Origin of the sequence: Metapseudomonas resinovorans DSM 21078 (assembly GCF_000423545.1) — a bacterium.
Taxonomy (GTDB): domain Bacteria; phylum Pseudomonadota; class Gammaproteobacteria; order Pseudomonadales; family Pseudomonadaceae; genus Metapseudomonas; species Metapseudomonas resinovorans.
In genome coordinates this window covers 64,752-81,424 of the sequence record NZ_AUIE01000001.1, presented here as the reverse complement: position 1 = coordinate 81,424, position 16,673 = coordinate 64,752, and the positions used below count along the sequence as shown (strand labels likewise).

The 16,673-nt window shown below is 63.4% G+C and carries 8 protein-coding genes; 3 read left to right on the top strand and 5 right to left on the bottom strand.

Features of this window, described 5'->3' with window-relative positions:
- Positions 1–84 precede the first annotated feature (84 nt).
- Entirely contained in the window at positions 85–1,437 is a 1,353-nt protein-coding gene (locus tag G559_RS0100320) for a TolC family outer membrane protein (protein WP_028626323.1), read from the bottom strand.
- Between the two features lie 339 nt (positions 1,438–1,776).
- On the opposite strand from G559_RS0100320, the gene G559_RS0100315 reads away from it, so the two are divergent.
- Both G559_RS0100315 and G559_RS0100310 read left to right on the top strand, forming a co-directional pair.
- Positions 1,777–10,182, top strand: a complete 8,406-nt coding sequence (locus G559_RS0100315) for a retention module-containing protein (RefSeq protein ID WP_028626322.1) — start codon at positions 1,777–1,779, stop codon at positions 10,180–10,182.
- Between the two features lie 87 nt (positions 10,183–10,269).
- Positions 10,270–10,620 (top strand): hypothetical protein, encoded by a 351-nt coding sequence (locus G559_RS0100310; protein ID WP_028626321.1) that lies wholly within the window; start codon positions 10,270–10,272, stop codon positions 10,618–10,620.
- 34 nt (positions 10,621–10,654) lie between these two features.
- On the opposite strand, the gene lapD is transcribed toward G559_RS0100310, so the two are convergent.
- The 4 genes from lapD to G559_RS0100290 form a co-directional block, all read right to left on the bottom strand.
- Positions 10,655–12,604, bottom strand: coding sequence for a cyclic di-GMP receptor LapD (gene lapD, locus G559_RS0100305; protein ID WP_028626320.1), 1,950 nt, complete (start codon positions 12,602–12,604; stop codon positions 10,655–10,657).
- Between the two features lie 8 nt (positions 12,605–12,612).
- Positions 12,613–13,272, bottom strand: a complete 660-nt coding sequence (lapG, locus tag G559_RS0100300; protein ID WP_081667863.1) for a cysteine protease LapG — start codon at positions 13,270–13,272, stop codon at positions 12,613–12,615.
- Between the two features lie 265 nt (positions 13,273–13,537).
- The gene (locus tag G559_RS0100295) at positions 13,538–13,786 is read right to left on the bottom strand and encodes a DUF1145 domain-containing protein (RefSeq protein WP_028626318.1); all 249 of its coding nucleotides are present in this window, start codon (positions 13,784–13,786) and stop codon (positions 13,538–13,540) included.
- Between the two features lie 76 nt (positions 13,787–13,862).
- Positions 13,863–15,650 (bottom strand): alkyl/aryl-sulfatase, encoded by a 1,788-nt coding sequence (locus G559_RS0100290; protein WP_028626317.1) that lies wholly within the window; start codon positions 15,648–15,650, stop codon positions 13,863–13,865.
- A 98-nt stretch (positions 15,651–15,748) separates the two neighbouring features.
- On the opposite strand from G559_RS0100290, the gene G559_RS0100285 reads away from it, so the two are divergent.
- Complete coding sequence (locus G559_RS0100285) at positions 15,749–16,651, top strand: LysR family transcriptional regulator (protein WP_028626316.1); 903 nt, start codon at positions 15,749–15,751, stop codon at positions 16,649–16,651.
- The last annotated feature ends 22 nt before the right edge of the window (positions 16,652–16,673 follow it).

The following is a 16,673-nucleotide window of genomic DNA, read 5'->3' as shown; positions in this document are numbered from 1 at the left end:
TACGAAAGACTCTGCCTGGAGCCGGACTCACCGCCAGGGCGAAGCAGGCGCTTCGCCCTGGCGGTGCAGGTGGGATCCAGGGATTCAGTTCAAGCCGGGAAGGGTTGCCTGTGGCTTCAGTTCGGTCTGTACGACCGTTGCCATCGGTGCCACCACTCCCTGGCTCTTCAGCAACTCGCCTATGGTCGCCTTGATGCGGTACTGAGTAAACAGCTCGGTGTAACGCAGATCCACCAAGCGACGCGAGGCAGTGAAGAGTTCGTTCTCGCTGTCCAGCAGGTCGAGCAAGGTACGTTCGCCGATGCTGAATTGCTGTTGGTAGGACGCACGCACGCGGGTGCTGTAGTCAACGTACTGCTGGGCAATCGGCACCTGCTCTCGGGCGTTATTCAGGGCGTTCCAGGACAGGCCCAGTTCCTCGTTCAGCACACGCAGGGCGTTGTTGCGGATGTCCAGCGCTTCGTTGATCTGGTAGGCCTTGGACTCCAGGTCAGCCTTGTTGCTGCCACCGGCGAACAGGTTGTAACGCATGCGCAACATTGCCTGCCATTCGTTGACGTGGCCGTTCTCGCCGTCCAGGTCATTGTCCGCCCCACGGGACAATTCGGCATCGAAGCGCGGATAGAAGAAGGACTTGGCGGCGTCATACTGCTTCTCGGCAGCGGCGACATCGGACTCCGCGGAGCGCAGGATCGGGCTGTTGGCAAGCAGGGTCTGGCGAGCCGACTCCAGGGACTCCGGCAATTGCCCTGGCAGGCCAGCCGGCTCGCTGAGTTCCACCGGATCCACGCCCACGACGCTGTAGAAATTGGTGCGAGCGTCACTCAGGTTGGTCTGTTCGGTGATCAGGTTGTTGCGGGCCTGGGCCAGGCGAGCTTCTGCCTGGTCCTGGTCGGCCAGGCGCCCTACCCCACGCTCACTGCGCAGGGTGATCTGGTCGAAGATGCGTTCGTGGCTGCGCAGGTTTTCCTGGGCCAGGCGCACCATCTCCTGGCGGCGCAGCACGTCGATATAGACCTGGGCCACGTCCAGCGCGGTGCGCTCGGAAGTACCGAGCAACGAGTACGCGCGGGAGTTGACAGTGGCCTGCTGGCGGCCGACCTCGTTCTTGGTGGCGAAGCCATCGAACACCATCTGTTGCAGACGCAGGCTGGACTCACCACGGGTCATGGTCTTCCAGTGGTCGTCGCCGGTGGCGCGAGTGGTGGTGTTGTCAGTGCCCTCACGGCCATATCCCCCCAGCAGGTCCACCGAAGGCAGATACCCCCCTTTGGCAGCCTGAAGCTGTTTGTCGGCCGACAGACGGCTGTTCACCCCAGCCTGGACCTCCGGATGGGCATCCATGGCACGTTGCATTGCCTCGGAGAGGCTCTGAGCGTGGGCGGGCAGGCTGACAGCCAGGGCAAACGGGAGAACGGCGGAGAAGCGCAGACGCATGTTCTTGGCATCCTTTTCGTTGAATTGGAGGTCCGGAAACTTCACCGGAAGCGGCCTTTTTTCGAGGCTGGGACGTCGTGATACGAGTCACACTTTACGGCACGGGACGAGCGATGAATATCAAAGTGACAGCATGCATTCGATTGTTTAGGATGAGAGTCAATTGGTCAATACTTTGGCATATTCCCAATAGCCAATCGTAATAAGCCAATTTATTGGCGCCACCTTTACGCCACGCCTTAACTATAGAAAGGGAATGTCAGTCCTGCGCTTGGTCGTCGACGGAACGACCCCCAGCGACGACAAGCCAGCTGAGAGCCACTCCAGGAGAGTCACCCCATGAGCAGTGTCGTTGCGATCGTCAAAAGCATTGTCGGCCAGGTATTTGCCATGTCGCCCGAGGGTATCCAGCGCCTGCTCATCGAAGGCGACAGACTCTTCAAGGGCGATCAGTTGCAAACCGGCCTCGAAGGCATGGTGACGCTCGAACTCACCGATGGCCGCACCGTCGACCTCGGCCGCGATAGCCAGTGGAGCGAATCCGATACGGACGCCAGCACTGGAGCCCAGGCGCCCCAGCCGGCCACGCAGACGCCCGCCGATGACGTTGCACAACTGCAGAAGGCCATCGAGGCGGGTGTCGACCCGACCAGGGAACTCGAAGCCACTGCGGCCGGCCCGAGCGCGGGTGGCGCTGGTGGTGGTGCCGCCGGTGGCGGCCATAGTTTCGTGATGCTGGATGCGACGGGTGACCGCGTCGACCCAACCATTGGTTTCCCCACTGGAACCGAGCCACTGGCCGGCGCAGCGCTGGTCGAAGAGGACGGCACTCCGACCGTAGATGCCACGCTCCCGTCGAACGATAGCCAGCAGCCCATCCCTGATGTGCCGGATAGCCCTAACGCGTCCCCGCAAGGCCAGGACGCCAGCATCTCCACTGACGAAGACACCCCGATCACAGGACAGCTGGGGGCCACCGACCCCGATGGCGACCCGCTCACCTATGCGCCTGGCGACGCCCCGCGCAACGGCACCGTGGCGATCAACCCGGATGGCTCCTACACCTACACGCCCAACCCGAACTTCAACGGCACCGACAACTTCACGGTCATCGTCGATGACGGCAAAGGCGGCACCGACACGATCGTCGTCACCATTGGCGTGAATCCGGTAAACGACGCCCCCGTTGCAGCCAACGATGGCCCGACTGCGGTCACCGAGGACACGCCCGCCACCGGAAACGTGCTGACCAACGACAGCGACTCCGACGGCGATACCCTCACCGTCACCCAGTTCACGGTGGGCGGCACGACCTACACCGCCGGCCAGACCGCCAACCTCACCGGCGTTGGCACCCTAGTGATCAACGCCAACGGCAGCTACACCTTCACCCCGGCGCCGAACTACAGCGGCCCAGTACCGACCGCGACCTACACCGTCAGCGACGGCACCACGACCGATACCGCCGAACTGAACTTCGCCGATGTCACCTCGGTGGACGATGCGGCCGCTCTGGTCGCTGACAGCAACACCGTCGCCGAGGACAACCCCGCCACCGGCAACGTGCTCGGCAACGACAGCGATGTGGATAACACCCTCAGCGTTGCCAGCTTCAGCGTGGCCGACGTCACCGGCACCTTCACCGCAGGTTCCAGCGCGGTAATCGCAGGCATCGGTACCCTGACCATCGCCGCCAACGGCAACTACACCTTTACTCCGGTAGCCAACTGGAACGGTGACGTGCCGCAGGTCACCTACACCACCAACACCGGCAGCAGCTCGACGCTGGACATCAGCGTCACCCCGATGAACGATGCCCCCGAAGCGGGTAACGATGGTCCGGTCCCGGTAAGCGAGGACACCCCGACCACCGGCAACGTGCTGACCAACGACAGCGATGTAGAAGGCGATACCCTCACGGTCACCCAGTTCACGGTGGGCGGCACGACCTACACCGCCGGCCAGACCGCCAACCTCACCGGCGTTGGCACCCTGGTGATCAACACCAACGGCAGCTTCACCTTCACTCCGGCCCCGAACTACAACGGCCCGGTACCCACTGCGACCTATACCGTCACCGACGGTTCGGCCACCGATACCGGCGAGCTGAGCTTCGGCAACGTCAGCCCGGTCAATGATGCACCGGTCGCCAGCAATGACGGCCCGACTGCGGTGGCCGAAAACACCCCCGCCAGCGGCAATGTACTGACCAATGACAACGACGCCGATGGCGATACCCTGACCGTTACCGGTTTCAGCTTCGGCGGAACCAGTTACCTGGCTGGCCAGACCGCGACCATCAATGGCGTCGGCTCGCTGGTGATCAATGCCAACGGCAGCTTCACCTTCACCCCGGCGCTGAACTACAACGGCCCGGTACCGACCGCGACCTACACCGTCAGCGACGGCAGTCTGACTGATACCGCCGAGCTGAGCTTTGCTGACGTCACTCCGGTCGACGATGCCTCCGCCCTGGTCGCCGACAGCAACACCGTCGCAGAAGACAACCCGGCCACTGGCAACGTGCTAGGCAACGACAGCGATGTGGATAACACCCTCAGCGTCGCCAGCTTCAGCGTGGCGGGCGTCACTGGCAGCTTCACCGCAGGTCAGACTGCCACCATCACCAACGTGGGTACCTTCACCCTCGGCAGCAACGGTGATTACACCTTCACCCCCGCGCAGAACTGGAACGGTTCGGTACCGCAAGTCACCTACGTCACCAACACCGGCAGCGAGAGCACGCTGAACATCACCGTCACGCCGGTGGACGATGCGTCGGTGGTGGCTCCTGACACCGACACCGTCACCGAGGACAACTCGGCCACCGGCAACGTACTGGGCAACGACGGCGATGTGGATAACACCCTCAGCGTTGCCAGCTTCAGCGTGGCTGGTGTCACCGGCAGCTTCACCGCAGGTCAGACTGCCACCATCACCAACGTGGGTACCTTCACCCTCGGCAGCAACGGTGATTACACCTTCACCCCGGCCGCTAACTGGAACGGTGAGGTGCCGCAGGTCACCTACACCACCAACACCGGCAGCAGCTCGACGCTGAACATCACCGTCACCCCGGTGAACGACGCACCGCTGGCCAGTAACGATGGCCCGATTGCGGTCACCGAAGACACCCCAGCCATCGGCAATGTCCTGACCAATGACAGCGACATCGATGGCGACACCCTGACCGTCACTCAGTTCGAAGTGGACGGCACCACCTACACGGCCGGCCAGACCGCGACTATCACTGGCATCGGCTCGCTGGTGATCAATGCCAACGGCAGCTTCACCTTCACTCCGGCGCCGAACTACAACGGTCCGGTACCGATAGCGACCTACACCGTCAGCGACGGTACCGCCACCGACACCGCCGAGCTGAGCTTCGGCAACGTCACCCCGGTCGACGATGCCTCCGTCCTGGTCGCGGACACCAACACCGTCGCCGAGGACAACCCCGCCACCGGCAACGTGCTCGGCAACGACAGCGATGTGGATAACACCCTGACTGTTGCCAGCTTCAGCGTGGCTGGCGCCACTGGCAGCTTCACCGCCGGTTCCAGCGCGGTCATCGCCGGCGTCGGTACCCTGACCATCGCAGCCAATGGCAACTACACCTTCACTCCGGTGGCCAACTGGAACGGCGCGGTACCGCAAGTCACCTACGTCACCAATACCGGCAGCAGCTCCACGCTGGATATCACCGTCACGCCGGTGGACGATGCGTCCGCCCTGGTCGCCGACAGCAACACTGTCACCGAGGACAACCCCGCTACCGGCAACGTGCTGGGCAACGACAGCGATGTGGATAACACCCTCAGCGTCGCCAGCTTCAGCATCAATGGCGTCACCGGCAGCTTCACTGCAGGTTCCAGTGCGGTCATCGCCGGCGTCGGTACCCTGACCATCGCAACCAATGGCAACTACACCTTCACTCCGGTGGCCAACTGGAACGGTGAGGTGCCGCAAGTCACCTACGTCGCCAACACCGGCAGCAGCTCGACGCTGGATATCACCGTGACTCCGGTCGACGATGCGTCCGTCCTGGTCGCCGATAGCAACACCGTCGCCGAAGACAACCCGGCCACCGGCAACGTGCTCGGCAACGACAGCGATGTGGATAACACCCTCACCGTCGCCAGCTTCAGCGTGGCTGGCGTCACTGGCAGCTTCACCGCAGGCTCCAGTGCCGTCATCGCTGGCGTTGGCACGTTGACCATCGCCGCCAATGGCAACTACACCTTCACCCCGGCCACCAACTGGAACGGTTCGGTACCGCAAGTCACCTACGTCACCAACACCGGCAGCAGCTCGACGCTGGATATCACCGTGACTCCGGTCGACGATGCCTCCGCCCTGGTCGCCGACAGCAACACCGTCGCCGAGGACAATCCGGCCACTGGCAACGTGCTGGGCAACGACAGCGATGTGGATAACACCCTGACCGTTGCCAGCTTCAGCGTGGCTGGCGTCACCGGCAGCTTCAGCGCCGGTTCCAGCGCCGTCATCGCCGGCGTCGGCACCCTGACCATCGCCACTAATGGCAACTACACCTTCACTCCGGCGGCCAACTGGAATGGCGCGGTGCCCGAAGTCACCTACGTCACCAACACCGGCAGCGAGAGCACGCTGGATATCACTGTCACGCCGGTGGACGATGCCTCCGTCCTGGTCGCGGACACCAACACCGTCACCGAAGACAACCCCGCCACCGGCAACGTGCTGGGCAACGACAGCGATGTGGATAACACCCTCAGCGTTGCCAGCTTCAGCATCAATGGCGTCACCGGCAGCTTCACCGCAGGTTCCAGCGCGGTCATCGCTGGCGTCGGTACCCTGACCATCGCCACCAACGGCAACTACACCTTCACCCCGGTGGCCAACTGGAACGGCGAGGTGCCGCAGGTAACCTACGTCACCAACACCGGCAGCGAGAGTACGCTGGATATCAGCGTCACCCCGGTAAACGACGCGCCGCTGGCGACCAACGATGGCCCGATTGCGGTCACCGAAGACACTCCGGCCATCGGTAACGTGCTGACCAACGACAGCGACCCGGAAAATGACGCGCTGACCGTCACTCAGTTCGAAGTGGACGGCACCACCTATGCGGCCGGCCAGACAGCCTCCCTCGCGGGCGTCGGCACACTGGTGATCAATGCCAACGGCAGCTTTACCTTCACCCCGGCCCCGAACTACAACGGCCCGGTGCCCACCGCGACCTATACCGTCACCGACGGCACCGCCACCGATACCGCCGAGCTGAGCTTCGGCAACGTCACCCCGGTAGACGATGCCTCCGTCCTGATCGCTGACACCAACACTGTCACCGAAGACAACCCGGCCACCGGCAACGTGCTGGGTAACGACAGAGATGTGGATAACACCCTCAGCGTCGCCAGCTTCAGCGTGGCCGGTATCACTGGCAGCTTCACCGCTGGCTCCAGTGCCGTCATCGCTGGCGTCGGCACCCTGGCCATCGCCGCCAATGGCAACTACACCTTTACCCCGGTGGCCAACTGGAACGGCGAGGTGCCGCAAGTCACCTACGTCACCAACACCGGCAGCGAGAGCACGCTGGATATCAGCGTCACCCCGGTGAACGACGCGCCGCTGGCGACCAACGATGGCCCGATTGCGGTCACCGAAGACACCCCGGTAAATGGCAATGTCCTGACCAATGACAGCGACATCGATGGCGACACCCTGACCGTCACCCAGTTCGAAGTGGACGGCACCACCTATGCGGCCGGCCAGACCGCGACTATCAATGGCGTCGGCTCGCTGGTGATCAATGCCAACGGCAGCTTCACCTTCACTCCGGCGCCGAACTACAACGGCCCGGTACCGACGGCGATCTATACCGTTTCCGATGGCAACCTCACCGACACCGCCGAGCTGAGCTTCGGCAACGTCACCCCGGTAGACGATGCCTCCGTCCTGATCGCTGACACCAACACCGTCGCCGAGGACAACCCCGCCACCGGCAACGTGCTGAGCAACGACAGCGATGTGGATAACACCCTCAGCGTCGCCAGCTTCAGCGTGTCCGGCGTCACCGGCAGCTTCACCGCCGGTTCCAGCGCGGTCATCGCCGGCGTCGGTACCCTGACCATCGCCGCCAATGGCAACTACACCTTCACTCCGGCGGCCAACTGGAACGGCGAGGTGCCGCAGGTAACCTACGTCACCAACACCGGCAGCAGCTCGACGCTGAATATCACCGTCACGCCGGTGGACGATGCCTCCGCCCTGGTCGCCGACAGCAACACTGTCACCGAGGACAACCCCGCCACCGGCAACGTGCTGAGCAACGACAGCGATGTGGATAACACGCTCACCGTTGCCAGCTTCAGCGTGGCTGGCGTCACTGGCAGCTTCACCGCCGGCCAGACTGCAACCATCGCCAACGTGGGTAGCTTCACCCTCGGCAGCAACGGTGATTACACCTTCACCCCGGTCGCCAACTGGAACGGCTCGGTGCCGCAGGTCACCTACACCACCAATACCGGTAGCAGCAGCACGCTGAGTATCACCGTAACTCCGGCCAACGACGCGCCGGAAACCATTGCAGCCACTGGCAGCGGTAATGAAGACACGGTGATCGCCGTCAACCTCAGCGGTTCGGATATCGACGGCACCGTCGCCAGCTTCAAGCTGACCTCGCTGCCGGCCAACGGCACCTTCTACAGCGATGCCGCCGCCACCGACCCGCTCAGCACCAGCAGCGTCATCAACGCGGCGAGCAATGGCGCGACCATCTACTTCAAACCCAACGCCAACTGGAATGGCACAACCACCTTCCAGTACGCCTCCACCGACAACCAGGGCCTGGCGGATGCCACCCCGGCAACCGGCACCATTACCGTCAACCCGTTCAACGATGCACCGGTATTCGGTACCGCCAGCGGAACCGCAACCGTCTCTGAAGAGGGGCTGACCAGCGGCTCGCCGGACACTACCGGGGCACCGACTGACTCAACCAATGCACAGGTCGCGAACGGCACCTTCGCTATCAGCGACATCGACGGGCCAAGCCTGAATGTAACGCTGACGGCGCCAACCACTGCCCTGACCTCGAATGGGATTCCCCTTGCGTGGTCCGGCAGTGGTACGTCTACGTTGAGCGCTACAGCTGGTGGCCAGACAATCATGACCATCAGTATCACCAGCTCGGGCGCCTATACCGTTACATTGCTCGGCCAGCTGGATCATGCGGTGGCGAATGCGGAGGATGTGCGTGGCTTTACAGTGGCGGTGACTGCCAGCGACGGCGTGAATTCCTCCAGCGGGACCTTACAGATCAACGTCGAAGACGATGCGCCAGTCATGGCGACCCCGATGCAATGCATTCTTCTCGACTCGTCCAGTGCCACAGCCATTGGTGAACTCAATCTGTCGATTGGCGCCGACGCCAATGGTGCATCGATTCAGTTCAGCACAACCACCGGTGTATCCGTCGACAGCAGCGGATACATCCTCAGCACCACTCTGGACAAAAGCGGTAACGAGATCAGTACTTCCAGCTATCTGACTTACCAGGGGAGCAAGCTGCATTACGTGACCGGGACCAATTCCGTGAGCGCCTTGGCGGCCAATGGAACCGAGGTATTCAGGATTACTGCAGACCCAATCAGTGGCCAATACAAGGTCACCAACTTCGTCGATCTGGACTCGCCCTCCTCGGTACTCAGCAACTTCAATCTCTCGGGCGGAAATTCGGGTCTCTACGACTTGGGCACCAATAGCAGGTTCTCGCTTCAAGCCTCGGCTACGGCCAACGGCGTAGCTGACACCGTGAACACCAGCAACAACAGTTTCGGAGTCGGTACCGGCCAATCGATCGATACGGGTGATCTGCTCAACTTCACTTTCATCGACAAGAGCACCAATCAGACGACTGACTTGACGTCTGTCACACTGACCACAGACAAGTTAGGCAACAACGAGTCCCTCACCTGGTCGGCCTATAACTCGTCCGGAGCCCTCGTTGGCGCCGGGACGCTGAATGGCGTGTCCAGTGGCACAACCACCTTCACGATTGACGCCAGCAAGCTCAACAGTGGCCAGTTCGAGTTCAGCACCATCAAATTCGGTGCGGGCTCCGGCACCTCGTACAAGCTGATCATCGACTCTCTCACCGGACAGACCGAAGCCTACGACCAGCGGATTACGCTGGGCGTCAAGGCAACGGACGGAGACCAGGACAGCACGGCCAGCCAACCCCTGCAGATCACCTTCGACTCGGACAACACCCTCCAGGCGGGCTCTACTGGCACCGCCCTGGGTGGCGCAGCCGGAGCTAACAACCTGATTGGCGGCGTCGGCGACGACACCCTCACTGGAGGCAAGGGCAGCGACACCCTGTGGGGCGGCGAGGGCGCCGACACCTTCGTCTGGAAGGCCGGGGATGCAGGTACCGCAGGCGACCCCGACCTGGATGTGGTGCAGGACTTCAAGACCAGCGAGAGCGACAAGCTGGACCTGAGCGATCTGCTGCAAGGGGAAACCACTGCCAGCATCGACAACTTCCTCAAGTTGATCGTCGATACCGGCACCGGCACCGGCACCGGCCACGCTACCCTGCTGGTCAGTAAGGAAGGCCACCTGAACGACAGCGAGGTCGCGGCCAACCACGCCGACCTGGCCATCACCCTGGAAGGCGCAGCCAACCAGTTGAGCGGGGCGTCGATCAACTCGTTGATCGCAGGTGCCGACCCGACCATCAAGATCGACCACAGCTGACGGCTGTCCCTGCCCGCAATCACCCCGGTGGTTGCGGGCAGGGAGGCTCTGCCTTCATCCTGCGGCAATCTTCCAGGGAGAACCTCCATGCTCTACATCCAGCGCGACGAAGAAGGAAGGCTGGTTCGCGTCGAAGCGGCCGAGTTCGACGAGATGACCGGCAGCCTGCCGGCCGACGACCAGGATATCCAGGCCTGGTACGCCAATCTGGCGATGCAAAGCAGCCTGCTGCAACTGAAGCAGAGCGACCTGGACATGATCCGGGTGCTCGACGACCTGATCACTGTGCTGATGGCCAAAGGCGTGATCCGCATCACCGACCTGCCGCCGGCAGCACAGTCCAAGCTGCTCAGCCGGAATCAGGCGCGGGAAGCCCTTGGGGGGATTTCACGGCTGATCGTCGACGAAGAGGAAGACGCGGGCTCGGGGCTGATCTGAGCCCCGAGGTCTCGATCACCTTCCCCCGATGGCACTAACGCCAGGGGGCGGGTGCGCCGAACAGTTGGCCCTGTACGCCCTGGAACCCCATTCCCCGCAGCACTTCCAGCTCCCCTTCGGTTTCCACTCGCTCGGCAATCAGTGGCAGGTCGATGCTGTGGGCCGCACGTTGCATGGCCTCGATGAACAGGCGTTTGTCGGCTTCCAGGTCAATTGCACGGATATAGCTGCCATCCACCTTCAGGTAGGCCAGGCCGAGACGGGCCAGGTTGCCGATCATGCTGAAGCGGCCACCGAAGTGCTGCAGGCTCAGACTGAAACCCAGTTCGCGCAGGCGGCGAGTGAGCCGTTCCAGGACCGCTTGCTCGGGCAGTTGATCCTCCTCCAGCTCCAGCACCAGACGCGGCCCCAACTGGGCGTGCCTGCGCAATAGCTCGAAGGCTTTGTCCAGCGCCTGGGGTTCGCGCAGCAACGCGCCGGAAAGGTTGAGCGCCAGGGTTTCACCATGGCTGGCCATCTGCTGCAGCACCAGCTCCAGCATCAGCAGGTCGAGGCGCGCCATCCAGCCGAAGCGCTGCAGCCAGGGCAGGAAACGACCGGCCGGGATGTTCTCGCCGCGCTCGTCGCGCAGGCGTGACAGCACCTTGTAATGCAGTACCCGCGAGCGATCGCGACTGTCCACCACCGGTTGGAAATAGAGCTGCAACTGGCGTTGGCCAAGGGCCTGATCCAGCAACTGGTGCCAGGTATGGCGCTCATCGCCCACGCTGGGCGCTTCGCCCTGGGTCAGCGTCGCCCATGTCCGGTCGGTCTGGCTTTCCGCCTTGGCCAGTGCCTCATCGGCCAGGCGCAGCAGATCCGCCAGCGCATCGCCCGGGCTGAAAGGCACCAGGCCCATGTGGGCCACCGGCAAGGTGTCCGCGGCACCTGTGGTCACCAGATTGGCCAGTCCGGCATCCAGGCGTTGCGCCAGTTGATCGGCTTCTTCGGCCACCAGGCCGGGCATCAACAGGGCAAAGTCACCACCCCGGCTGCGCGCCACCAATTGACCGGCGCCCTGCCCCGCCGCAGCCTGAGTCAACAGTTCGGCCACCGCCAACAACAGCTGGTCGGTGCGCTGACCGCCCAAGCGCTGATTGAGGCCAGCAAGATCATGTACCCGTAGCAGCAGCAGGTACCCCGTGCTGGCCTGGTCGTCGGCACTCAAACGTGCCTGCAACTGCATTTCGAAATGGCGGCGGTTGGCCAGGCCGGTCAGGCTGTCGCGGTAGGCCTCATCGCGCAGTCGTTCACTGCGCTCGGCCTGCTCCTGGAACAGTGCCTTGAGCTTTTCCACCATCTGGTTCATTGCCTGTACGACGCGGCGCAATTCCGGGGTGCGCGGCAGTTCCGGCAGGCTGAGGAATTCGCGGCGGGCAATGGCATGGGACTGCTCGACCATGTAATCCAGCGGCTTGAGCTGGCGACGCAGGAGGAAGGCCCCGAGGCCGGCGCTGGCCAGGCCACAGGCCAGCAGCCAGCCGAGGCTGCCCAGCGCGCTCTGCCAGAGTCGGGCCAGGGCGAATAGCGGATGACTCTGCACTTCCACGCGTGCCGCCTGCTGCCAGCCACGGCTGACGATGGCGTCGCCGCCGGCCGATTGCAGGCCGATCAGTTCGACAAACCACTGTGGTATCTGGGTACCCGCCGCGTCGGGTACACCGGTGCGCTCCACCAGCACCGTGCCACTCTGCAGGTCGATTACCCGGATGCTCGCGAAGTAACCGCTGTCGAAAATGGAGCTGACCATCAGCTCGACCATCGCTGCATCGTCGATATGCGGCGTCAGCGAGAGGCCGAGGGCAGTCGCCGCATCCTGCGCGTGGGAGCGCAGTTGGTTGACGTACTGCTCCCGCGAGCTCTCCAGGCCGACCATGAAGCTGCCGCTGAAGGCGACCACCAGGAACAGGCAGATGGCGATCAACAGCTGTTTGAACAGAGACATCTCGACTCCTATCCGGCCGGTTCCACGGGGAAACCTTCGGCCTTCATCTTTTTGAGCAATTCCTGCCAGCGGGACAGGCGCTTGGCATCGCCCACCTGCTTGCCACCGCCGCTCCCGGCCAACCACAGGCCTTCGGCGTTGAAGGCGTAGACCGGCAGCAGGTCGGTGCGTTGATCGGCAGCGCGAATCACGCCCACCAGGTTGTCCAGCACCAGCGGCATGGCGCCGGGCGAGGCGTAATAGGTCAGCACCATGTGCGCCTGGTTCAGGCGCAGCGCCTTGACGTAGGTGATGCGCAGTTTCTCGCTGGGCACACCGAGCTGGCGCAGGCTGAAGTACTTGGCGATGGCGAAGTCTTCGCAGTCGCCAGCGCCGGTGCGCAAGGCCTGTACGGGCGTCGCCCAGTAGTCGGTCTCGCCCCAGAGGCGGATGTCATCGGTAAAGCGCAGCTTGGCGTTGAAGAAGCGGTTCACCTCTTCCAGCTGTTTTCTCTCATCGACACCGGCCAGGCGCCCCAACATGGCCTGCCAGTCATCGATGCGCTGCTTGCCGGGACCGAGGGGGCCGTAGAGGGATTCGGCACGCCGGCTGATCAGGGTGAAATCCCAGTCCGCCTGCAATGCGCCGACCAGTAGCATCGGCAGCAACGCCGCGACCAGGGCCGGCATCCGCCATCCCCTGCGCGCACGCCAGGCCTGAACGCAACCTTGGAACATCCACCATCCCGTCTAGGAGGCCATCGGGGCCCCATGGAACACGGCGCGAATGGTGCGGGCTGGCCCTGAAAAAAACAATGGCATTTTGCCCTCACCGGGCAGTATCACGACGCCGTCTGGTGCGGGCCACGCGGGGCCTTACACCAAGCGACCCAAAGTGAAACACCGGATGTGTTGGGCTTCGCAGAGATCAGCCACAACGAGGCGGGAGACGCTCTCAGCGCAGACCGCGCAGATGCAGGAATCCGAACAGCAGCACTTGCAGCCGTTCCAGCCAGGGATGGGGGCGTGCTTTCAGCTTGCGATTGAACACGGCTGCCTCGCCCACGTGGGCCAGCAGGATCGCGCCAGCCGCCAACAGCAAGGGCTGTTGCAACGGCTCGCCGAAGGGATGGATGAGGTTGAGCAGAGCCACCAGCCAGAACATGGCCAGGGCGCCCTTGAGAAAGGATGGCAGGTGCATGATGTCTCCCGAATGTGCGGACCAGGCGGCCAGTGTGCCGCCTGGAACCACCGGGCTCTCCGCACTTTCGGTTGGAGACTCAGCGCAGCGTCAGGGCGATGGGCGCGTCCTCGAAGTCGAAGCAGCCGAGGAAGGTCTTGATGTCGAGCAGGTTGCCGTCCACCTTCACGTCGCCCAGCAGAGCCCCCTTGAGCAATCCGTTCTCGCCGCTGATCACGGTATCGAGGTAGGTCTTGTCGAAGGTCAGCTTGAGCGTGGTGCCTTCGGGGATGCCCTTGTGCAGTTCCACCACGCCTCGGCGCACTTCCAGGGCCCACGCTTCCTTGATGTCGGGGAAGACGAAGCCCAGGGTCAGGTTCACCTCCGCGCTCTTCTCGGGATCGATACGGGTCACCCAGTTCTGCAGGAAGATGCGCGCCGGCAGGTTCTTCAGCATGTCCGGGGACAGGAAGGCATTGCGCATGCCTTGGGACAGTTGCAGGGCGGCATCGCCGTCGAGTTTGCCTTCCAGCTCCATGGCGCTCATCAGGTACCAGTTGCGCCAGTTGATATTCATGCTGGCGTAGCCCAGACGGCGGAAGCTGCGGGCCTTGATCTCGCGGGCCAGTTGGTCGTCGTGGTCGATGCGGATGGCGTAGCTGGCCAGTTCGGCGGCCCATTGGTAGTCGCCCTTGAGGTAGGCCTCACCGGCCGCCATCAACACCTTCTCGCGGCCGCCCATCAGATCGACCAGGCGCTTGGCCTTCTCCATCGGCGGAATCGGGTCGAGGTCCACCGGGTCGCCCTGGAACCAGCCCAGGTAGCCCTGGTAGATCTGCCGCACGCTGTGTTTCACGGTGCCGTAGTACTCACGCAGGTAGGGCGTGTAGCCGGCCAGGTATGGGGGTAGCTTGACCTTCTCCACCAGCTCGTCGGGCGTCAGGCCCTTGTTCATCCAGCGCACCGTCTGGTCGTGGACAAAGGCGATGGCATCGCGGGTCATGCGCAGTACCTCTTCCACCTTGTCCTTGCCGGACACCGGCTGGCCGTGCAGCGGCACCATGTAGTCGGCCTGGAAGGCGCGCAGCTTGTCGAGGCTGTTCACCCAGACCACCGGATCACGGAACTTGGTACCGCGCAGGGTGTGGATGTTCGGCAGGGTCGGGCCCTGTGTCACCTCGGCACTGATCAGCACCTTGTTCTGCGGCAGGAACAGCACGATCTCGTCGGGCGCCTCACTGGGCACATGGAGGAACTGCACCTGCAGACCGGCGATCGTGGTATCGAGCTTGTCCTTGAAGGTAATGGTGGGCGCAATGAAGGTGGAGCTGGCTTCATGGACCAGCGGGCCGATTCCACCGTTCATGTCCTTCTTGTCGGCATCCGGCAGGGCGGCGCCGAAGCTGTAGCCCGAGCGCATGCCGAGGATGGGGCCAACCAGCGCGCCCTGGGTGACGACGTTTTCCAGGAGCGTTTCCTGGGCGTAGATCTGCACCTCGCCGCGCTTCACCTGCTCTTCGCTGACGAAGCCCTTCACACCGTTGATGTGATCGGGATGGAAGTGGGTGTAGACGATGGCCTTGATCGGCTTGTCGCTGATCTTGCGGAACTCCACCAGCACCTTGCGCGACTGCTCGGCCGACTCGCCGGTGTCGACGATGATCAGGCCTTCGGGTGCCTCGATCATCACGCTGTTGGCGAGGTTCCAGCCCACCGCCGAGTACACGTTGTCGGCGATCTTGTAGACCTTCTCGCTGAAGTGCTTGGTGTGCTCGGCCAGTTCGGCGTTGATGCTGGGCGCGATGGACTCTTCCGGCAGTGCGGCGTCGGCGCCCAGGGGCAGTGCGGCCGCCAGGAGCAGGCCGCTGAAACGGGTGGAGATGCGCATGGTTCGCTCGGGGATTGTTGTTATAGGCCGAGACAGGCTGGCAGGCGCCTGCTAATAATTCCAATGCATTCTTTTCCCTATATCGATGCAAACCACGCATGAATGATCTTCGCCAGCTCCGCCACTTCGTGGCCCTTGCCGAACACGGCCATTTCGCCCGCGCCGCGGAAGCGGTCAATCTCAGCCAACCAGCGCTCAGCCGCAGCATCCAGGCCCTGGAAGCGAGCCTCGGCTGCAGCCTGCTGGACCGTGGTCCACGCCAGGTCAGCCTGACCGCCCACGGCCGCCTGGTGCTGGAACATGCCAGGCGCCTGCTCGATGGCAGCCGCGCCCTGCGCAGCGCGGTAACCCAGCTGGAGAACCTCGACAGCGGCGAACTGCGCCTGGGCGCCGGCCCCTACCCCGCCGCGCGCCTGGTTCCGCGTGCCCTGGGACGCTTCGCCAGCCAGCACCCGGGCGTTCGGGTGCAACTCAGCCTGGAAAACTGGCACAGCCTTCGCCAGAAACTGGTGGATGACGCCATCGAGCTATTCGTCGCCGACATTCGCGAACTTCAGGGCGATCCCATGCTGGACATCGTTCCCTTGCGGCGCCACGCCGGCACTCTGTTCTGCCGTCCGGGCCATCCGTTGCTCGAGCAGGACCGGATTCGACTGAACGACCTGGGCCGCTACGCCCTGGCCGGCACTCAGCTGCCCGTCGAGGTGGCGCAGGCCATAGGTGAACTCGCCGGCAGCGAAAAGCCGCTGGGCATCGAGTGCGACAACTTCATGGTGTTGAAGGCGGTAGTCGCCGAGAGCGACGTGATCAGCATGGCGCCTTGGGATGTCGTCGCCGAGGACGTGATCGCCGGTCGCCTGGCGGTGCTGGAGCCACTGGCCAGCACCGGGACCTCATCGGCCTATGGCGTGGTCAGCCTTGCCGCACGCAGCCTGTCTCCGGCTGCGCGGGCAATGCGGGCGCTGTTGCTGGAAGAGGACAGCCGCTTTCCTGCCGACTAGGTTTTGTACGAAAAGTCGTCGA